Raw genomic sequence first — 19378 nt, forward strand, 5'->3', positions numbered from 1 at the left:
CGGGCCCTGTGCGGGGTGGCGGCGCCCCGGGGCCGGTCAGTCCAGCGGGGGGACGGCGTTGCGGGCGGCGGCCTCGGCGTACCACCGCGCGCTGTCCTTGAGGGTGCGCCGCTGGGAGGCGAAGTCCACGTGGACGATGCCGAACCGCTTGCCGTACCCGTAGGCCCACTCGAAGTTGTCCAGCAGGGACCACACGAAGTAGCCGCGCACGTCGGCCCCGGCCGCCAGGGCGCGGTGGACGGCGGCGAGGTGGGCGTGGAGGTAGGCCACGCGCTGGGGGTCGTGGACGTCACCCTCGGGGTCGGCGTAGTCGTCGTAGGCGGCGCCGTTCTCGGTGACGAGGAGAGCGGTGCCCGGCAGCTCGTCGCGCAGCCGGACCAGCAGCTCGAACAGGCCGTCGGCGTCCACCGGCCAGTCCATGGCCGTACGCGGGCCGGACAGCGGCACGAAGCGGACGTGCCGGCCGGCCCCGGGCCACGGGGAGGGGGCCTCGTGGCTGCCTGCGGCGACGACGGTGGGGGCGTAGTAGTTGATGCCCAGCGAGTCGACGGGGGCGGAGATCACTCCGAGGTCCCCGTCCCGGACGAACGACCAGTCGGTGAGCCCGGCCGTGTCGGCGACCAGATCGTCGGGGAGGCGGCCGTGGAAGACCGGGTCCAGGAAGACCCGGTTGCCCAGCGCGTCGATGCGGCGGACGGCGTCCAGGTCGGCCTCCGAACCGGTGAGGGGACGCACGGCGTGGAGGTTGAGGGTCAGGGAGATCTCGGCGGAGGGGGACAGGGCAGCGCGCAGGGCCCGGGTGGCGCTGCCGTGCGCGAGGTTGAGGTGGTGGGCGGCGCGCAGGGCGGCGGCCGGGTCGGTGCGGCCGGGGGCGTGCACGCCCTCGGCGTACCCGAGGAACGCGGCGCACCAGGGTTCGTTGAGGGTCGTCCAGGTGGTGACGCGGTCCCCGAGCGCCTCGGCGGTCACGGCGGCGTACTCGGCGAACCGGTCGGCCGTCTCGCGCCGGGGCCAGCCGCCGGCGTCCTCGAGCTCCTGCGGCAGGTCCCAGTGGTAGAGGGTGGCGACGGGGCGGATGCCGGCGTCCAGCAGTTCATCGGCGAGGCGGCGGTAGAAGTCGAGGCCCTTGGTGAGGGCGGGGCCGCGGCCGGTGGGCTGGATGCGGGGCCAGGCGATGGAGAAGCGGTAGTCGGTGACGCCGAGCTTCTTCATCAGAGCGACGTCCTGGGGCATCCGGTGGTAGTGGTCGGCGGCGATGTCACCGGTATCGCCGTTGTGCACCTTGCCGGGGGTCCGGCTGAAGGTGTCCCAGATCGACGGCCCCCGGCCGTCCTCGCGGGCCGCGCCCTCGATCTGGTAGGCGGCGGTGGCCGTGCCCCAGCGGAAACCGGCCGGGAAGCCGAGCGCGGACCGGTCCTGCGGCGCGGAGGCGGCGTGCGGGCCGGTGTCGATGGCGGTCATGCGGATTCCTCCGTGGTGTGGGCGGCCCCGTCCGGGGAGGGGCACGTGGGGGTGAGGGCGGGGCGGCGCCGGGCGGGGTCAGCCCTTGACGGCGCCGCGCATGATGCCGCCGACGATCTGGCGGCCCAGCAGGCCGAAGACCAGCAGCACCGGCAGCGTGCCGAGCAGGGTGCCGGCCATGATCACCGACTGGTCGTGGACGTAGCCGCCGCCGAGCTGCCGCAGGGCGACCTGCACGGTCGGGTTCTGGGAGGACAGCGCGACGATGGGCCAGAAGAAGTCGTTCCAGGCGGTCATGAAGGTGAGCAGGCCCAGCACGGCCATGCCGGGGCGGGCGACGGGGACGACGATCGTCCAGAAGATCCGCGCGGTGGAGGCGCCGTCCACCCGGGCGGCCTCGATCAGTTCGTCCGGCAGGGTCTGCACCAGGAACTGCCGCATGAAGAAGACGCCGAAGGCGGATACCAGGCCCGGCAGGATCACCGACTGGAGCTGGTTCACCCACTCCAGCTTGGCGATGAGCATGAACAGCGGGATCACGCCCAGCTGGGGCGGGATCATCATGGTGCCGATGGTGAGGGCGAGCAGCGCGTTGCGGCCCCGGAAGCGCAGCTTGGCGAAGGCGAAGCCGGCCAGCGTGCAGCAGAGCACGGTGCCGATGGTGATGGAGCCGGAGACCACAAGGGAGTTGACCAGCGCCTTGCCGATGGCGGCCTCGGCCAGAGCCGCCTCGAAGTTGGTGAAGAGGTTCTCCCCCGGCGTCAGAGCCGGGGGGACCTGGGCCATTTCGGCGTTGGAGCGGCTGGCGGCGACGATCGTCCAGTAGAAGGGAAACGCCGAGAAGATCAGCGCGACGATGAGCAGCGCGTAGGTGATCTTGCCCGCGCGCATGCCGCTGGTGTGCCGGGGCGGTCTGCGACGGCGGTCCGGGGACGGCGGGCCGGCGGGCGGACGGGCGGGGCCGGCCGGGCGTGCGGTCAGGGTGGTCATCGGCCGGTCTCCTTCCGGGCGCGGCGGCGGAGCAGGAGGGCGTTGACACCGACCACGACCACGATGAGCAGGAACATCACCCAGGCGATGGCGGCGGCCCGGCCGAGGTGGAAGAAGCCCCAGCCCTGTTCGTAGAGGTAGAGGCCGAGGGTCTGGTACTGGTGCGAGATGCCGCCGGAGACCGAGCCCTCGTAGAGCAGGGGCTCGCCGAAGAGCTGGGTGGCTCCGATGGTGGAGACCACGACGGTGAAGAGGATGGTGGGGCGCAGGCCCGGCAGGGTGACGTGGAAGAACTGCCGCCAGCGCGAGGCACCGTCCATCTCCGCCGCCTCGTAGAGGTCGTTGGGGATGGTCTGCATGCCCGCCAGATAGATCAGGGCGTTGTAGCCGGTCCAGCGCCAGATGACGATGGTGGACACGGCGATCTGGGAGGCCACCGTGCCGGTCTGCCAGTCCACCGGTCCCAGGCCCACCAGGCCGAGGGCCTGGTTGACCAGCCCGTAGTCGCGTCCGAAGAGCTGGGCGAAGACGAGGGTCGCGGCGGCCACCGAGGTGGCGTAGGGCAGCAGCATCGCGGTCCGGAAGAAGGTGCGCCCGCGCAGCTTGTAGTTGAGCAGGTGGGCCAGTCCGAGAGCCATCATCAGCTGCGGGACGGTGGAGATCACCCCGATGGTGAAGGTGTTGCGCAGGGCGGTCCAGAAGAACTCGTCGGCGAAGATCGCGGTGTAGTTGTCCAGTGCCCGCCATTCCATCTCGCCCGGGTTCTGGAGCTGTACGCGATGGAGCGACACATAGGCGGTGTAGATCAGCGGGAAGAGCCCGAAGGCGGCGAAGAGGGTGAAGAACGGGGCGATGTAGGTGTACGGGGAGGCCGCCCGCCGGGCGCGGCGGGCCGCCGACGGCCGGTGGGACCGGGTGGCACCACCGGCCGGCGCGGTCTGGGTCATGGGGGACCTTCGGGTGATCGAGGGGACGGGCGGGTCAGCCGAGGACGTTGTCGATGCCCTTCATGGCGTTCTGCCAGGCCTTGCCGGGCTCGGTGCCCTTCCGCTCGATCTCGCTGAGGGCGTTGGTGATCTGGTCGGCGATGCTCTTGTCGTGGATGCCGAGGACCTGGACCGGGGCCTCCTGGGCGGCGTCACCGAAGATCCGGCCGATGGGGGCGTCGGAGAAGTACGGGTCGGTGGTGCCGGCGATCTCCTCGATGGCGCCGGTGGCCGAGGGGAAGTGACCCTGGCTGCGGAAGAGCTTGGCCTGCTGCTCGGGCGCGGTGAGCCACTCGATCAGCTTGTACGCCTCTTCCTTCTGCTTGGCGGCGGCGGGGATGGTCAGGTACGAGCCGCCCCAGTTGCCCGCCCGGTCGCCGGGCAGCGCCGCGATGTCCCAGGTGCCCTGGCCCGCTTCGCCCGCCTGGCCCTTGATGTAGCCGAGCATCCAGGCGGGGCAGGGCAGGGTGGCGAAGGCGCCGGTGGAGAACGCCTGGTTCCACTGCGGTGACCACTGGTCGAGGGCCGCGCTGAGCCCGTCCCCGGCGGCGCGGGCGGAGGTCTCCCAGGCGGTGCGGACGGCCGGGCTGTCCTCATGGATCAGCTCGCCGGCCGCGTCGTAGTAGCGCTCCTCCTCCTGGCCGATCATGACGGCGTAGAGGCTGCCGACGCTGTCGATCCAGGCGCTGCCGTCGGGGGCGGTATCCATGTACCGCTCGCCCAGCTCCAGGTAGCCGTCCCAGGTGGCCCACAGGCCCGCCAGTTCCTCCCGGTCGGTGGGAAGGCCGGCCTCGGCGAGGAGATCGGTGCGGTAGCACATGGCCTGCGGGCCGACGTCGGTCCCCAGTCCGAGGACCGCCCCCTCGGGGGTGGTGGCGGCCGACCACTTGGCCGGGGCGAACTCGCTCTCCAGGGCGTCGGCACCGTACGCGGTGAGGTCCTCGAAGCGGTCGGCCTGCTGCTGGGTGACGGAGGCGATCCGGCCGACCTCGATGCCCTGGACATCGGCGAGGCCACCGCCTCCCGCGAGCCGGGTCTGGAGGGACTTCCAGTAGTCCTGCTCGTCCTGGGTGTCGGTCTGCTTGATGGTGATGCCGGGGTGGAGGTCCTCGTACTCGTCGTAGAGCCCGGCCTCCTCGTAGCCGAAGGAGCCGAAGAGGTCGACGGTGAGGGTGACGGTGCCGCCGTCGCCGCCGGAGCCGGACGCCCCTTCCGAGGAACCCGAGCAGGCGGCGAGCAGGGTACCGGTGAGAAGCACGGCGCCGAGGCGGAGACCGGTCCGTCTCGTGGAACCGATGGCGGCTCGGGTGTTGGGCATGGGAAGCCTCCCTGGCTTCGAGTGGAGCTGCGCTTGAGAGCGCTCTCAGAACTGGTGGCGAGCGTGCCCGAACCTCCACCCCTCGTCAAGCCCGGAAGAGGTAACGGATCGATCGCCGCAGCCCACGCGCACGCCCGTGACCTGCACGGGTGCACCCAAAGGCCCTGCTCACGCACACCGGCGGACCATGAGAGCGCTCCCATCCGAACGCGCCCCTCCGTTGGCGGTTTTCCAGAACCGGACCGAGAGGCGCCCCAGGCATGCACGCCCACCACCCGCCCCACCCCGGCATGACCTCGGGCATCGCGGGTGCCTCCGTCCATACTATTGACCGTCCACCGTCAGGCGCTTACGTTGACGAGCATCCTTGAGAGCGCTCTCAGAAAGGCTGCTCATGAGATTCCGCAGACGTCTCGCCATCCTGGCGGCGGCCGCCATGGCCGCCACAGGCCTGGCGACGACCACCGGGGCCGGTGTCGCTTCGGCAGCCACCGTCGAGGTGGGCAAGGGAAGTTACAGCGACGTTCGCCCACCGGGAAGGCAGGGGCCCTCCGACTTCGACGGCCGGCCGGTCACGCCGAAGGTCACGTCCGCCATGGCGGACGAGCCCGTGCCGACCAACGACTGGTGGTCCTCGCTGGTCTTCCAGCGCTTCTCCGCCAACCCGTGGTCCGAGAACATGTACGGACACCCCCTGACCTACAAGGCGGTGTCCGGCGGGCTGGAGATCGGCTACCCGACCACCCACCAGATCGTCGGCGGGGGCCGCCAGTACGAGTTCCCGCACGAGGCAGACCTGACGCTCGGCCTGGCGGGCCTCAACTCCCCCGACGCCAAGGCGGACGGCTGGAGCGACTGGACCGTCACCCCCTACTGGAACGACGGCACGCGCACGCTGCGGGCGACCATCGGCCACGGCATGCCCTACGTGTACGCCGAGGGCACGGGTGGCGCGGCGCAGATCACCGCGGCGGCCCCGCCGGCCGTCTTCGCCGACCGGGGCAACGTCCTGGGCGTCACCATCTCGGGCCATCACTACGCGCTGTTCGCCCCGACCGGCAGCGACTGGACGGTCTCCGGCAACGAGATCCGCGCCCAGCTCGGTTCCGGCGGCTACTTCTCGCTGGCGGTCCTGCCCACCGAGGACGCGCTCTCCGACTACGAGAAGTACGCCTTCAGCTTCGTGACGGGCTCGACCGTCGACTGGGAGTACCTGGAGGGCGAGGGCAAGGTCAAGGCGACCTACTCCCTGACCACCGAGGCCAAGGAGGGTGAGGAGAGGGGCACCCTCCAGGCGCTCTACCGCCACCAGTGGCTGCACACGACCGACGAGCTCACCGAGCACTCCTACGTCTCCTCGCGCGGTGAGATGAAGGTGCGCGAAGGCGCTTCCTTCACGACCGTCCAGGATGTCAACGGCGTCCTGCCCGGCCTGCCCAGCGCCCCCGGCGTCGACGAGGCCAGGCTCAGGACGTACATCAACGAGGTCCTGACACAGGGCGACCCGTTCAGCGGCGCCATCGACACCTACTGGACCGGCAAGGCCCTGGGCAAGCTCGCCCAGCTCGTGCCGATCGCCGACCAGATCGGCGAGACCGCGAACCGGGACAGGCTCCTCGACCTGATCAAGGAGCGCATGGAGCAGTGGTTCACCGTCGGCGGGCCTTCCGAGTTCTCCTACGACAAGGACTGGCGCACACTCATCGGCTACCCGGCCTCGTACGGCAGCGACACGGAGCTGAACGACCATCACTTCCACTACGGCTACTACGTGATGGCCGCCGCGATCATCGCGCAGTACGACCCTGTGTGGGTCGCCGACTCCGAGTGGGGCGGCATGGTGAAGGAGCTGATCAGGGACGCCGCCAGTCCGGACCGGGAGGACAGCACGTACCCGTTCCTGCGTGGCTTCGACGTCTACGCCGGCCACAGCTGGGCCGCCGGTCACTCCGCCTTCGCCGCGGGCAACAACCAGGAGTCGTCCTCGGAGTCGGTCAACCTCAGCGCCGCGCTGATCATGCTGGGCTCCGCCACGGATGACAAGGAGATGCGCGACCAGGGCGTCTACATGATGACCACCGAGTCGGAGGCCATCGCCCAGTACTGGTTCGACGCCGACCAGGAGGTCTACCCCGAGGACTTCACCCACGACATCGTGGGCATGGTCTGGAGCAGCGGCGGCGCCTACGCGACCTGGTGGACGGACAATCCCGAGGAGATCCACGGCATCAACTTCCTCCCGGTGACCGGCGCTTCGCTGCACCTGGCCCGGGAGAAGGACATGCTCCGCCGCAGCATCGAGGAAATGGAGCGGGAGAACGGCGGCCCGGCCGTCGAGTGGCGGGACATCATGTGGGAGGTCCAGGCGCTCTACGACCCGGCCGGGGCCATGGCGTTCTGGGACCGGTGGAACGGCGGCTACGTCCCCGAGGAGGGCGAGACGAAGGCCCACACCTACCACTGGATCGCCACGCTGGACTCCATCGGCGCACCGGAGATGACCGTCACGGCCAACATGCCGTCGGCCGTGGTCTTCGAGAAGAACGGCACCCGCACGTACGCCGCGCACAACTACGGCGACGAGGAATGCTCGGTGCGGTTCTCCGACGGCGGCGTCCTGAACGTCCCGGCCGGTACCACCGCGTCCGGGGACGGCGACGACACGGAGCTCGGCACGCTGTGCGGCACCCCGGGCGACGGCGGGGGCGACCCGCCGGCGGACGACGAGAAGCCCTCCGCGCCCGGCACCCCGGTCGCCACCGGCATCACCGACGACTCCGTCACCCTGGAGTGGGAGCCCGCCGAGGACGACAACGGGATCAGGAACTACGACGTCCTGCGCGGCAGCACGAGAGTGGCCACGGTGACCGAGACCTCGTACACCGACACCGGGCTGACCCCCGGCACCGAGTACACCTACCGTGTGCGGGCCCGCGACACCGCCAGCCAGGTCGGCCCGGCCAGCGGCACCCTGACGGTCACCACCACCGGTGACGCTCCCCCGCCGTACGTCACGGGTGACACCTTCTACCCGCGGTCGGGCGGCGAACTCACCACCGCCCAGGGCTCGGAGTCCTCCGACACCATCCCGTCCGCCGGTGGCACGAACAACGACGGAACGCCGGCGAATCCGCTCGTCTACGAGGTGCACAACGTGAAGGGCACCCTGAAGCAGGGCTCCGGCACGGCCTTCACCTTCCTCGTGGACGCCGGCACCTCCGTCGGGCACGCCCAGCAGGTCCGGGTGTCCTACGACCTGACCGGAGACGGCACGTTCGAACGGACGGAGACCTTCCGCTACTTCGCCACCGACCCGGTCCCGGGCTGGGAGGAGTACTCCTCCGCCCGGCAGGGACTGCACTCCTCCTCGGGCACCCTGGGCGATCTGGTGGGCGGAACCATCCGCGTGGAGGTCTGGAGCGCGCTGGGCAACGGTCCGTCCACCCTCCGGGTCGGCTCGGGTTCGGTCCTCACCGTCCCCTTCGCCTGACCGGCGGCTGCGGGCCCCGGCGCGGCCGGGCGGTCACGCGGAGCCGCGCCGGACCAGTTCCGTGGGCGTGATCACCGAGCCCGGGGTACGTGCCCCGGGCTCGGTGGTGTCCTCGGTCACCATGCGCATGAGAAGCCGGACCATCAGGTGGCCCATGCCCTCGATGTCCTGGCGCACGGTGGTCAGCGGCGGGTCGGTGGCCTCGGCCACCGACCGCATGTCGTCGAAACCCACCAGTGCCACGTCCTCGGGGACCCGGCGGCCCTGTCCGCGCAGGACGCGCAGCGCACCGGAGGCCATCAGGTCGCTGGCGGCGAAGACGGCGTCCAGATCGGGAGCCTGCTCCAGCAGGCGGGCCATGGCGGCGGCGCCGCCCGCCTCGGTGAAGTCCCCCTGGGCCAGCAGCGCGGGGTCGGGGTCCAGCAGGACGTCGCGGTAGCCGTCGAAGCGGTCGGTGGCCGAGGTCTGGTCGGCGGGCCCGGCGATATGGGCGATGCGCCGGCGGCCCAGGGCCACCAGGTGCCTCACGGCCTCGCGGGCTCCGCCGCGGTTGTCGGCGTCCACATAGGGGACGGACGGCTGCCGGCCGGCGCCCGGCCAGCCGGGGCGGCCGCCGAAGACCGCGGGGATCCGGGCCCGGAGGATCACCGTGGGAAGCGCGTCGTCGTTGTGGACGGAGAAGGCCAGGGCACCGTCCACGTGTCCGCCCGTGAGGTAACGGGAGATCCGCTCGTAGTCGTCGCGTCCCTCTGCCCACAGCAGGACCAGCTGGGAGTCGTGGACGGTGAGCTCCCGGCTGATACCGCGGATCTGCTGGGCGAAGAACGGGTCGGTGAAGATCCGGAACTCCGGCTCCGCGATGATCACCGCCACGGCTCCGTGGCGGCGGGTCACCAGGGTGCGCGCGGCCTGATTGGGCACGTAGCCGAGCTCGTTCACCGCCACCCGCACCCGCTCCACCAGCGCCGGGCGCACCCCCGACCCGCCGTTCACCACTCTGGAGACCGTCGCCCGGGACACCCCCGCACGGGCCGCGACAGCCTCCAGGGTGGGCCGGGTCCCGGCTGGCGATCCGGACAAGGGCGCTCTCCTCGGCAATGGTGCGGGGCCTGTCCCACGGGTCGGACGTACCCGGGCACGATAGCTGCTCCCAGTTTACGAGAGCGCTCCCAGGAGGGCGGGCCGCCGGCGGGGCGCGGTGCCGCCCGGAGCCCGGGAGGGCCGCCGGCCGGTCGCGCCGCACCTGTGACGAGGGCCCTGCGGGGCTCCTGCCTGGGGGGTGATTGCTCCATCGCGGCTTATGGGGGATGGTTGCCGGAAGGAAACTTCCACTATCGACCCGAGTGAGGTGAATGGCCGCCGAAGGCCTGTTCGTGTGGTGAGCCCAGCAAGACGTACCCGTGGCACACAGCAACCGGGGGCCGGTGCGGACGCCGGTACCCCGCTCCTGGCCGCCCCGTATCCGGTGCTCGCGGTGAGCGCGGCCGGTGTCGTCCAGCAGGCCAACGCCGCCGCGGCGGCGTTGTTCCCCCCGGCGGCACCGGGAACCCCGCTGGCGAGCGCGGCGCCCGGGTGGCTGGTCACGGGCCACCGCCGGTTCACCGCCGCCGGGCCGCCCGGCGGTTCCTCCGCCGCCGTGGAGGGCGCGGTGGGCGAGCGGTTCTTCGAGGCGCACGCCACCCGGCCCGCCGCCGGCCAGGTGGTGTGGTGGCTGATCGACGCCACCGACCGCAGGCTGGCCGAGGAGGCGCTGCGGATCGAGCGTGAGCGCACCGCCTTTCTGACCGAGGCGTCCGATCTGCTGTTGTCCTCGCTGAACCTGGACCGCTGCATGGACGTGACCGCGCAGCTCGCGGCGCGGCATCTGGCGGACGCCGCGATCGTGGTCGCGCCGGTCTCGGGGCGCCGCACTCCGGTGACGCTCTGCGTGCGCGGCGGCAGTCCCGCGCGGCGTACGCCGGTGGTGCGCGAGGACGACGTGCCGGGGCTGGGAGAGGCGCTGCAGGGCTTCCCCCCGGTCCCCTCCCGGTGGACGGAACCGGCCCTGGCGCCGCAGTGGATGGTTCCTGAGGGCTTCGGCGAGGTCGGCTCGATGATGATCACCCCCCTGCCCGGCCAGGGCGTCCCGGCAGGTGCCCTGGTCCTGCTGCGCCACTCCGAGGAGCCGTTCCCGGAGAACGAGGAGGGCTTCGCCCGGATCTTCGCGGCCCGGGCGGGCACGGCCATGTCGGCGGCCCGGCTCTACGCGGAGCAGGCGTCCATCACCGAGACGCTGCTGCGGGAGCTGCTGCCGCCCAAGCTGGAGCACGTGGACGGCGTCGAGTTCGCCGCCGGTTACCGGGCAGCGGGCGAGGGGGAGCGGATCGGCGGCGACTTCTACGATCTGCACCCGGCCGCCGGAGCCGGCCAGGAAACCCTGGTGGTGCTGGGGGATGTCTGCGGCAAAGGGCTGGAGGCCGCCGTGCTGACCGGCAAGATACGCAACACCCTGCACGCCCTGCTGCCGATGTCCGGCGACCACCGGGGCATGCTGCGGCTTCTGAACGGCGCACTGGTCGACTCGCACCACACCCGTTTCGCCACCCTGGTGCTCGCCTCCGCCGCCCGCGAGGGGGAGGGCGTGCGGCTGCGGCTGACCAGCGCCGGGCATCCGCCGCCGCTGATCGTCCGCGCGGACGGCCGGGTCGAGGAGGCGGACACCGGCGGCAGCCTGGTCGGCGTGCTGCCGGAGATCGACGCCCGCACCGCCCGGGTACACCTGGCACGGGGCGAGACGTGCGTGCTGTTCAGCGACGGGATCACCGAGGCCAGGGGCGGCCCCCTGGGCGACACGATGTTCGGGGAACGGCGCCTGCGGGCTGCCCTGTCCGAATGCGCCGGGCTGCCGGCCGAGGCGGTCGTGGAGCGGTTGCAGATGCTCACCTCGCACTGGGTGGGCAACCGCCACCACGACGACATGGCGGTCGTGGCCATCACCGCCCCGAGAACCTTCCTCCCGGCACCGCCCGGCGCCCGGAAGGACAGCGGCAGCCAGGAAACGGAAGGATCGTACTCATGACCGCCACCGCGCCGCCCGACGGGCAGGACGTGCGCGCATGGGCGTCGAAGCTGTGGGACGTGGTCGGCACCGGCGACGAGCCGGCGGCTGTGAACTGTGCCGCCGCGGCCCTGGAAGCCGGGGTCACCGCGGAGAGCGTGCTGCTGGACATGGTCGGCGCCGTGCAGCGCAGGGTCGGTGAGGAGTGGGCGGCCAACCGCCTGACGGTCGCCCGTGAGCACGCTGCCACCGCCGTCAGCAACCGGGTCGTCACCGCCCTTCCCGGTCTGCTCCCGGCGTGGCCGGCCGGGCGGCCCGCTCACCGGCCGGGCGGCCGGCCGAGCACGAACCGATGGTGGGAGCGGTCCAGTTGCCGTTGGCCATGACGGTGAAACCGAAACCCGTCGCCGCTCCGGGCGGCAGGCTGCCGTTGCCGTTGGGCCTCATGGTCATCACGTTGCCGCCGCTGTCCCGGCTGGGGGTGCCGTTCCAGGTCGTGGAGATCCGCTGCGGGGAACGCACGGTGACGGTGACCCGCCAGTTGCTGATCGGCTGGTTGCCGGCCCGGACGGTCACCCTGCCGTGGAGGCTGTCGCCCCAGCGGTCCGTCTCCTCGCAGGACACGGTGCAGGCGCCGCTGCCGCCTCCGTTGTCCCCACCGCCGTTGTCGCCGCCGGAGCCACCGAGGGCAGACAGCACCGCGTCGTAGGCGGGCTTCTTGTTGTCGTTGCCGTCGAACAGCAGCGGGGTCCCGCCGCTGCGCCAGGAGTGCTTGTCGGTCAGTAGCTGCGCCGCAACCCCCCGCTCCCCACCCCGGGACAGCCGCGCCCGCGGCCCCCGCACGCCCGGCCGCCGCGCTTGACAATGTACCCCGGGGGGGTATGTTGGAGGCAGTGAGAGAGCCGCTCGCACCAACTCGTGCGGCCCGAATCCAGGAGGCTTCGCCATGGGCACCACCACGTCCGGAACCACCACCGAGTACACCGTTACCGGTATGACCTGCGGTCACTGCGTCACGTCCATCACGCAGGAGGTCGAGAAGGTCGCCGGCGTGACCGGCGTCAACGTCGACCTGGCCACCGGCAAGCTGACCGTCACCTCCGAAGGTGGCGTCGAGGACACCGCGGTGGCGGAGGCGGTCACCGAGGCCGGCTACGAGCTGGCCTCCGCTCCCGAGGAGCCGGCCGCCAGCTGCTGCGGCACCTGCCACTGACCCGGCCACCCGGGCCCGCGGGCGCGGCGCGCGCACCGCGGGCCCGGCACATCCCAGCGCGCGAGGCGTCGGCCGCCCGGCACGGCAGGCGGACCAGAAGGAGAACGCGATGAACACTCTCACCAAGCTCGGCGCCTTCGCCGCCGGTGTCGCCCTGACCTTCGCGGGGGCGTATGCCGCGGGGCACACCGTGGGCCCTGAGCCGTCCGATCCCGCCCCCGCCCATCACTCCGGCGGATCCGGCCACGAATCCCATGACGAGCAGGCCACGGGCACCCCCGCCCTCGCCGGGGGCCTGCAGGTCTCCGACCGCGGCTACACCCTGCACCCGCCGGCAGAACCGCTGGAGGCCGGCGAGGAGACCGACTTCCGGTTCACCGTCACCGGCCCGGACGGCGAGCCGCTCACCGAGTACACCCCCTCGCACGAGGAGGACCTGCACCTCATCGTGGTCGGCAGGGACCTGTCCGGCTACCAGCACCTGCACCCCGAACGCGACGCCGAGGGGACCTGGAGCGTCCCGATCACATTCGGCAACGCCGGCGACTACCGGGTCTTCGCCGACTTCGCCCCCCTCGACCCCTCCGTCGGCGGGCTCACGCTCGGCGCCGACGTGGCGGTCTCCGGGCCGTACGAGCCGGCCGCTCTCCCCGATCCGGGGAACACCGCGGAGGTGGACGGCTACACCGTGACGCTGGAGGGGGCGCCCACCACCGGATCGGCCGGCGAGGTGACCCTGTCGGTCAGCCGGGACGGCGAACCGGTCACCGACCTGGAGCCCTACCTCGGCGCTTACGGCCATCTGGTCGCGCTGCGCCAGGGAGACCTCGCCTACCTGCACGTCCACCCGAACGGCGAGCCCGGTGACGGCAGGACGGAGGCCGGGCCTGAGATCTCCTTCAGCACCCAGGCCCCCAGCCCTGGCACCTACCGGCTGTACCTGGACTTCCGGCACGACGGCGAGGTCCGCACCGCGGAGTTCACCGTCACCGTGACCGGCGACGCCTCCGGCCGGGCCCCGGCCGCCGGCGGACACGACGACGGCCACGACCACTGACGCCGGCCACCCCGGCCACCGGATACCCCACCCCCGTACCCTGGAGCCACAGGAAGCGGGCGGCGGAAGCGGTGCGGTGGCCCGCACGCCTCACCCGGCACCCGCCGGGCCGCTCTTGACGCCACTCCTGCCCGAGGAGCAGTGATGACGACCCCAAGCACCTCCGATACCAGTACCGCCACGGCGGCCCAGGTCGAACTCGCCATCGGCGGCATGACCTGCGCCTCCTGCGCCGCCCGCATCGAGAAGAAGCTCAACCGGATGGACGGGGTCGAGGCCACGGTCAACTACGCCACCGAGAAGGCGAAGGTGACCTACCGCGACGACATCGCGGTCCAGGACCTGATCGCCACGGTGGAGGCCACCGGCTACACGGCCGCCCCGCCCGCCCCTCCGGCCTCCGCGGGCGACGCCGCGGCGGGCGGGGCCGCCCCCGAGGAGGTCGACGAGCTGCGGCCGCTCCGGCACCGCCTGCTCGTCGCCCTCGCCCTGGCCGTACCGGTCATCGCGATGGCGATGGTCCCCGCCTGGCAGTTCGAGTACTGGCAGTGGCTCTCACTCACCCTGGCGGCCCCGGTCGTCGTCTGGGCGGGCTGGCAGTTCCACCGGGCCGCCTGGACCAACGCCCGGCACGGCACCGCCACCATGGACACGCTCGTGTCGGTGGGAACCACCGCCGCGCTGCTGTGGTCGACGTGGGCCCTGTTCTTCGGCACGGCCGGCGAGCCGGGCATGACCCACGCGTTCGAGTTCACCATCGCCAGGACCGACTCCAGCGGGGACATCTACCTGGAGGTCGCCGCCGGCGTCATCGCCTTCATCCTGGCCGGACGCTACTTCGAGGCCCGGTCCAAGCGCACGGCCGGAGCGGCGCTGCGTGCGCTGCTGGACCTGGGCGCCAAGGAGGTCACCGTCCTGCGGGACGGCAAGGAGGAGCTGATCCGCACCGAGAACCTGGCGGTGGGTGACCGGTTCCTGGTCCGTCCGGGCGAGACGATCGCCACCGACGGTGTGGTGATCGAGGGCAGTTCGGCCGTGGACGCCTCCATGCTCACCGGGGAGTCGGTGCCGGTGGAGGTGGCCGTCGGGGACACCGTGACGGGCGCCACGCTCAACGCGGGCGGGCGGCTGGTCGTCGAGGCGAGCCGGGTGGGTTCCGACACCCAGCTGGCCCGGATGGCCAAGCTCGTGGAGGACGCGCAGAACGGCAAGGCCGCGGCCCAGCGCCTGGCCGACCGGGTGTCCGCCGTCTTCGTGCCGGTGGTCATCGCCATCGCCTTCGGCACCCTGGGCTTCTGGCTCGGCAGCGGCGCGGGGCTGTCCGTCGCGTTCACCGCGGCCGTCGCCGTCCTGATCATCGCCTGCCCCTGCGCCCTGGGCCTGGCCACGCCGACCGCGCTGATGGTCGGCACCGGGCGCGGCGCGCAGATCGGCATCCTCATCAAGGGGCCCGAGGTCCTGGAGAACACCCGCAAGGCGGACACCATCGTCCTGGACAAGACCGGCACCGTCACCACGGGCCGGATGACCCTCCTGGCGGTGCGCACCGCGGAAGGCGAGGACGAGACGGAGGTCCTGCGCCTGGCGGGCGCCCTGGAGCACGCCTCGGAACACCCCATCGCCCAGGCGGTGGCGGCCGGCGCCCAGGAGCGGGTCGGAACGCTGCCGGCTCCGGAGGACTTCGCGAACATCGCGGGCCTCGGGGTGCAGGGTGTCGTGGACGGCCACGCCGTGCTGGTGGGCCGCGAGAAGCTGCTGGAGGACTGGGCGATCGTGCTGCCGCCGGCTCTGGCCGAGGCCAAGGCCGCGGCGGAGCAGCAGGGCCGCACGGCCATCACGGTGGCATGGGACGGACGGGCCAGGGCCGTGCTGGAGGTGGCCGACGCCATCAAGCCGACCAGCGCGGAGGCGATCCGGCGGCTGCGCGCACTGGGTCTGACCCCGATCCTGCTGACCGGTGACAACCGGGCGGTCGCGGAGTCGGTGGCGGCCGAGGTCGGCATCGACGAGGTCATCGCCGAGGTCATGCCGGAGGACAAGGTCGCCGTCGTCCAGCGGCTCCAGGCCGAGGGCAAGTCGGTGGCCATGGTCGGGGACGGCGTGAACGACGCCGCGGCCCTGGCCACCGCGGACCTGGGGCTGGCCATGGGCACCGGCACCGACGCCGCGATGGAGGCCGGTGACCTGACGCTGGTCCGCGGCGACCTTCGCGCCGCAGCCGACGCCATCCGGCTCTCCCGCAAGACCCTGTTCACCATCAAGACCAACCTGTTCTGGGCCTTCGCCTACAACACCAGTGCGGTGCCGCTGGCGGCGATGGGCCTGCTCAACCCGATGCTGGCCGGCGCCGCCATGGCGTTCTCCTCGGTCTCGGTGGTGGCCAACAGCCTGCGGCTGCGGGCCTTCCGCGCGGCCGACTGACCCCTTCCGCAACCGAACCTGCCGGGGGCGGGCCCCACTCCGGGGCCCGCCCCCGCCGTACGACCCGCTCCCCTCCCTGTCGGCATGACGATGAATCGAGGCAGCAGTGAACGGCGATCACAAGGCCAGGGCGGACGTCCTCAGACGGCTCCGCAGGATCGAGGGGCAGGTGCGCGGGCTGCAGCGCATGGTGGAGGAGGACGTCTACTGCATCGATGTCCTGACCCAGGTGTCGGCGGCCAGCGCCGCGCTCCAGTCGTGCGCGCTGTCCCTGCTCGACGATCACCTCTCCTCGTGCGTGGCCGAGGCCATGGACCACGGGGGTGAGCGGGCCAGGCTGAAGGTGACCGAGGCGTCCCGGGCCATCGCCCGGCTCGTCCGGGCGTGAGGAGCATCTACCATGTGGGGCGACCGGGAGCGGACACGGGAAGGCCCGGCGAGGGGGCGGAGTGCGCCAGTTCGGTGAGCTGGAAGCCGAGATCATGGACCGGCTGTGGACCTGGCAGCGGCCGGCGACGGTACGGGAGGTCGTCGATGACATCAACCGCACCCGGCCCGTCGCGTACACCACGGTGATGACCGTCGCGGACATCCTGCACCGCAAGGGCTGGCTGACCCGGCAGAAGGTCGGCCGGGCCTGGAGCTACCGGCCGGTGTGCAGCCGTGAGGAGTACGCCGCGCGGCTGATGCGTGAGGCCCTGGGGAGCAGCCCGGACCGTTCCGCCGCGTTGCTGCACTTCGTCGAGCGCATGGAGCCCTCCGACGTGGAGGCCCTCAGTGCCGCACTGCGCTCCCTGGGGCAGGGCCCGACGTAGTGGCTCACCATCTCCTGCTGCCGCTGGGGACCGCACTGGGCACGGGTGTGCTCGGACCGGTTCTCCTGGCCCGCATTCGCTGGCCGCAGCAGGCACCACGGCTGGCCGTCAGCCTCTGGCTGCTTCTGGCCTGCACCTTCGTCGTGGCGGGCTGGCTGACTCTCGCCGAACTGCTGCGGGTGGCCGGCCGAGCTCCCGAACCGCTGGGGGCGGTGCTGGCCTGCTCCCCGTGGGGTACGGGGAGCCTGCTGCTCGCCCTCGCGTTCGTGCTGCCGGGCTCGGCGCTGGTGCGGGAGCTGCTGCGCACCCGCAGGACCCGCTCCCGGCACCGGGCCGCGCTCCGGCTCGTCGGACGGAAGTCCCCGGAGGTGCCCGCCACGGTGCTGGACTCCGCCACCCCGGCCGTGTACTGCCTGCCGGGCCTCTCCCCGCAGATCGTGGTGAGCACGGGGGCGCTCAGTGCCCTCACACCGGGACAGCTGCGCGCGGCTCTTGAGCACGAGCGGGCTCATCTCACCGGCCGCCATCACCTTCTGGTCTCCGCGGCCCGCGCGTGCGCCGTCACTATTCCCGGTCTGCCCCTTGCCCGGCGGCTGCGGGAGGATATTCCGCTGCTGCTGGAAATGGTGGCGGACGACCGGGCGATGCGGCGGTGTCCGCCGGAGGAATTGGCGACGGCGCTGTACCGGACGGCCACGGCCGGACCGCCTCCCGGCGCCTTCGGCCTGGGCGGATCCTTTGTACTGCTCCGGTTGCGGCGGATTCTGACGCCGTCCCGGCGGTTCCCCGGCCTGCTGTGCGGGGCGTCCACCCTCACGTGCGCGGTCCTCGTCGGGGCGGCGCTGCTCGGAACCTGCTGCACGCCCTCCGCGTAATCCAACCACTACTGAATTACTAAGTAGTTTCGTAATTTCCTCTCGATCCTTTTCCCTTCCCCAAAGACGCTACTGTCGACTCCCGAGCCAATTCCCTTCGGAGGTAATCGAGATGAGCGCGGTGGACGTGCGGCCGGCCGTGGACGGCGACGCCGCTCCGGTGTCCCGGATCGTGGCCGAGGCCATACGGGACATGTACACCCCGCTGCTCGGGGAGGGAGCCGCCGAGCTTCTGGCGGCCGAGCACTGTTCGCTTCCCCGGATCCGCGCCGAGATCGGCATTCCCGGCGGCGCTCCCGGCTGGCTCGGCTGGCTCGTGGCCGACAGCGGCGACGGCTCCCTGGCAGGCGCCGCCGCGGGCGGGGTGCCCTGCGCCGGGTCGGGGGAGATCTACGTGCTGTGTGTGGCGCCGGCGCGGCAGCGGACCGGGGTGGGCGGCTCACTCCTGGGGGCCCTCACCTCGCGCCAGCTCCGGCACGGCGCGGCCCTCCAGTACGTCTCCCTGCCCGGGCCCCGGTCACCCGCCGCCTTCCCGTTCTTCGCGCGGCACGGCTTCACCCGCTGTGCCCCCTCGGCCGACGATCCGCCCGGCGTCGCGCGGTGCCTGCGGGAGCTCTGACCTGCTGGCATATCCACGCCATCGCGTGGACGCGCAGGCCGCATCGGTGGCAGCCGGCCCCGCGGCGGGACAGGATTCCCTTCAGCGGCACGGAGCCCGGCGGCACGGGCATCCGTCCGCACGGCAGGGCCGGGAGACACCTGGAGGAGCGATGGACACCCGACTGAGCACCGCCGCACCGGCCCTGCCCGAGACCCCCGCACCTCACGCACCGGCCGGCCGGCCGACGGCACCCGTACGGCTGCCCCACGACGCCTGCGGAGCCCGGTGGCTGCCCGGTCTGGAATCCGTGGCCGCACACGGCCCGGGAGCGGGATGGCTGCACGACACCCTCCTGGGACCCCACAGCGCCGACATCGTCAAGTACCTGACTCTGACCGGGTCGAGGCAGGTGAAGGTCCTGGACCTGGGAGCGGGCAGCGGCCGGCTCAGCGTGCCCTTCGCGCATCACGGCCACCGCGTCCAGGCGGTGGACCGCGACTCCCCCAGCCTGGCCCGCCTGGAGTCCTGGGCCGTCCGGCTGGGACCGGACGTCCGGGCCCGCCTCACGCCGGTGCGGGCCGAACTGGCCGGCCTGCGGCTGCGGAGCACCTACCATCTGGCCGTCCTCGCCGGGGCGATGGTCTCGGCCGTCCCCCCGCACCGCCGCCGGGGGCTGTTCCGGGAGATCGCCCGGCATCTGGAGGACGACGGGGCACTGGCCCTGGACTACACCGCGCACGCCCCGGCAGGCCTGGCGAAGGAGCCGTCGCGCACCTGGGCCTTCCAGGTTCCCCGGTTCGACGGCGTCAGCGAACTGGTACTCGCCCGGCAGACCTTCGACCTGCGTACCATGAGCGAACGGATCAGCTACCACTCCAGGCTGCAGGACGGCGAGGGCACCCGGCACTCGGTGCTGACCACCCACAAGTGGATCGTGGACCCGGGAGGACTGGACGCGGACCTCCGTACCGCCGGACTCCGGGTCGCCGAGCGGGAGGAACACCGGATCGACCACCGGACCCGCAGCACACTCCTGGTCTGCCGCGCGTGACCCACGTCACATCGACCTCGACAACTTGGCCATTCTGCTCTAATTGTGTGAATGTCACGTTGG

At 72.1% G+C, this 19378-nt stretch carries 17 protein-coding genes; 11 read left to right on the forward strand and 6 right to left on the reverse strand.

Annotated elements, in window-relative coordinates:
- Positions 1 to 36: 36 nt before the first annotated feature.
- The 4 genes from ABD299_RS05225 to ABD299_RS05240 all read right to left on the reverse strand — a co-directional run bounded on the left by ABD299_RS05225 (position 37) and on the right by ABD299_RS05240 (position 4755).
- Complete coding sequence (locus ABD299_RS05225) at positions 37 to 1461, reverse strand: GH1 family beta-glucosidase (protein WP_344259235.1); 1425 nt, start codon at positions 1459 to 1461, stop codon at positions 37 to 39.
- A gap of 78 nt (positions 1462 to 1539) precedes the next feature.
- Positions 1540 to 2451 carry a carbohydrate ABC transporter permease gene (locus ABD299_RS05230; protein ID WP_344259237.1) on the reverse strand — a complete coding sequence of 304 codons (912 nt, stop codon included), beginning with the start codon at positions 2449 to 2451 and terminating at the stop codon, positions 1540 to 1542.
- The gene (locus ABD299_RS05235; RefSeq protein WP_344259239.1) at positions 2448 to 3398 is read right to left on the reverse strand and encodes a carbohydrate ABC transporter permease; all 951 of its coding nucleotides are present in this window, start codon (positions 3396 to 3398) and stop codon (positions 2448 to 2450) included. Before ABD299_RS05235 ends, ABD299_RS05230 begins: the two co-directional genes overlap by 4 nt.
- Positions 3399 to 3432: 34 nt before the next feature.
- Positions 3433 to 4755, reverse strand: a complete 1323-nt coding sequence (locus ABD299_RS05240) for an ABC transporter substrate-binding protein (RefSeq protein ID WP_344259241.1) — start codon at positions 4753 to 4755, stop codon at positions 3433 to 3435.
- 394 nt (positions 4756 to 5149) lie between these two features.
- Here ABD299_RS05240 and ABD299_RS05245 point away from each other — a divergent pair, with 394 nt between their 5' ends.
- Positions 5150 to 8245, forward strand: a complete 3096-nt coding sequence (locus ABD299_RS05245) for a glycosyl hydrolase (RefSeq protein WP_344259243.1) — start codon at positions 5150 to 5152, stop codon at positions 8243 to 8245.
- A gap of 33 nt (positions 8246 to 8278) precedes the next feature.
- Here ABD299_RS05245 and ABD299_RS05250 read toward each other — a convergent pair whose 3' ends face one another.
- On the reverse strand, positions 8279 to 9325 hold the full coding sequence (locus tag ABD299_RS05250; protein ID WP_344259245.1) for a LacI family DNA-binding transcriptional regulator: 1047 nt from the start codon (positions 9323 to 9325) through the stop codon (positions 8279 to 8281).
- Positions 9326 to 9710: 385 nt separating this feature from the next.
- On the opposite strand from ABD299_RS05250, the gene ABD299_RS05255 reads away from it, so the two are divergent.
- The gene (locus tag ABD299_RS05255) at positions 9711 to 11303 is read left to right on the forward strand and encodes a PP2C family protein-serine/threonine phosphatase (protein ID WP_344259304.1); all 1593 of its coding nucleotides are present in this window, start codon (positions 9711 to 9713) and stop codon (positions 11301 to 11303) included.
- Entirely contained in the window at positions 11300 to 11668 is a 369-nt protein-coding gene (locus tag ABD299_RS05260) for a B12-binding domain-containing protein (protein ID WP_344259247.1), read from the forward strand. The genes ABD299_RS05255 and ABD299_RS05260 overlap by 4 nt, the downstream gene beginning before the upstream one ends.
- On the opposite strand, the gene ABD299_RS05265 is transcribed toward ABD299_RS05260, so the two are convergent.
- On the reverse strand, positions 11553 to 12125 hold the full coding sequence (locus ABD299_RS05265) for a cellulose binding domain-containing protein (RefSeq protein WP_344259249.1): 573 nt from the start codon (positions 12123 to 12125) through the stop codon (positions 11553 to 11555). The two genes, ABD299_RS05260 and ABD299_RS05265, sit on opposite strands and share 116 nt — an antisense overlap.
- 103 nt (positions 12126 to 12228) lie before the next feature.
- Between ABD299_RS05265 and ABD299_RS05270 the strand changes: the two genes are divergently transcribed.
- The 8 genes from ABD299_RS05270 (at position 12229) to ABD299_RS05305 (ending at position 19315) form a co-directional block, all read left to right on the forward strand.
- Positions 12229 to 12495, forward strand: a complete 267-nt coding sequence (locus tag ABD299_RS05270) for a heavy-metal-associated domain-containing protein (RefSeq protein ID WP_344259251.1) — start codon at positions 12229 to 12231, stop codon at positions 12493 to 12495.
- Between the two features lie 109 nt (positions 12496 to 12604).
- Complete coding sequence (locus tag ABD299_RS05275) at positions 12605 to 13552, forward strand: hypothetical protein (protein ID WP_344259253.1); 948 nt, start codon at positions 12605 to 12607, stop codon at positions 13550 to 13552.
- Positions 13553 to 13696: 144 nt separating this feature from the next.
- Positions 13697 to 15973, forward strand: coding sequence for a heavy metal translocating P-type ATPase (locus ABD299_RS05280; protein WP_344259255.1), 2277 nt, complete (start codon positions 13697 to 13699; stop codon positions 15971 to 15973).
- Between the two features lie 106 nt (positions 15974 to 16079).
- Positions 16080 to 16361: a metal-sensitive transcriptional regulator gene (locus ABD299_RS05285; RefSeq protein ID WP_344259257.1), complete on the forward strand. Its 282-nt coding sequence runs from the start codon at positions 16080 to 16082 to the stop codon at positions 16359 to 16361.
- A 61-nt stretch (positions 16362 to 16422) separates the two neighbouring features.
- Complete coding sequence (locus ABD299_RS05290) at positions 16423 to 16788, forward strand: BlaI/MecI/CopY family transcriptional regulator (RefSeq protein WP_344259259.1); 366 nt, start codon at positions 16423 to 16425, stop codon at positions 16786 to 16788.
- Positions 16788 to 17663, forward strand: coding sequence for a M56 family metallopeptidase (locus tag ABD299_RS05295; protein ID WP_344259261.1), 876 nt, complete (start codon positions 16788 to 16790; stop codon positions 17661 to 17663). Before ABD299_RS05290 ends, ABD299_RS05295 begins: the two co-directional genes overlap by 1 nt.
- Before the next feature lie 112 nt (positions 17664 to 17775).
- Complete coding sequence (locus ABD299_RS05300) at positions 17776 to 18282, forward strand: GNAT family N-acetyltransferase (RefSeq protein WP_344259263.1); 507 nt, start codon at positions 17776 to 17778, stop codon at positions 18280 to 18282.
- 151 nt (positions 18283 to 18433) lie between these two features.
- Positions 18434 to 19315, forward strand: coding sequence for an SAM-dependent methyltransferase (locus ABD299_RS05305; RefSeq protein WP_344259265.1), 882 nt, complete (start codon positions 18434 to 18436; stop codon positions 19313 to 19315).
- The last annotated feature ends 63 nt before the right edge of the window (positions 19316 to 19378 follow it).

Source organism: Streptomyces sodiiphilus, assembly GCF_039529215.1.
In the GTDB taxonomy this organism is placed as follows: domain Bacteria; phylum Actinomycetota; class Actinomycetes; order Streptomycetales; family Streptomycetaceae; genus Streptomyces; species Streptomyces sodiiphilus.

Excerpts from the sequence above, each read along its gene's own strand:
- ABD299_RS05245 (WP_344259243.1), top strand. The coding sequence starts at position 5,150 with ATGAGATTCCGCAGACGTCTCGCCATCCTGGCGGCGGCCGCCATGGCC.
- ABD299_RS05235 (WP_344259239.1), bottom strand. The coding sequence starts at position 3,398 with ATGACCCAGACCGCGCCGGCCGGTGGTGCCACCCGGTCCCACCGGCCG.
- ABD299_RS05275 (WP_344259253.1), top strand. The coding sequence starts at position 12,605 with ATGAACACTCTCACCAAGCTCGGCGCCTTCGCCGCCGGTGTCGCCCTG.
- ABD299_RS05305 (WP_344259265.1), top strand. The coding sequence starts at position 18,434 with ATGGACACCCGACTGAGCACCGCCGCACCGGCCCTGCCCGAGACCCCC.
- ABD299_RS05225 (WP_344259235.1), bottom strand. The coding sequence starts at position 1,461 with ATGACCGCCATCGACACCGGCCCGCACGCCGCCTCCGCGCCGCAGGAC.
- ABD299_RS05300 (WP_344259263.1), top strand. The coding sequence starts at position 17,776 with ATGAGCGCGGTGGACGTGCGGCCGGCCGTGGACGGCGACGCCGCTCCG.
- ABD299_RS05230 (WP_344259237.1), bottom strand. The coding sequence starts at position 2,451 with ATGACCACCCTGACCGCACGCCCGGCCGGCCCCGCCCGTCCGCCCGCC.
- ABD299_RS05280 (WP_344259255.1), top strand. The coding sequence starts at position 13,697 with ATGACGACCCCAAGCACCTCCGATACCAGTACCGCCACGGCGGCCCAG.
- ABD299_RS05240 (WP_344259241.1), bottom strand. The coding sequence starts at position 4,755 with ATGCCCAACACCCGAGCCGCCATCGGTTCCACGAGACGGACCGGTCTC.
- ABD299_RS05260 (WP_344259247.1), top strand. The coding sequence starts at position 11,300 with ATGACCGCCACCGCGCCGCCCGACGGGCAGGACGTGCGCGCATGGGCG.
- ABD299_RS05270 (WP_344259251.1), top strand. The coding sequence starts at position 12,229 with ATGGGCACCACCACGTCCGGAACCACCACCGAGTACACCGTTACCGGT.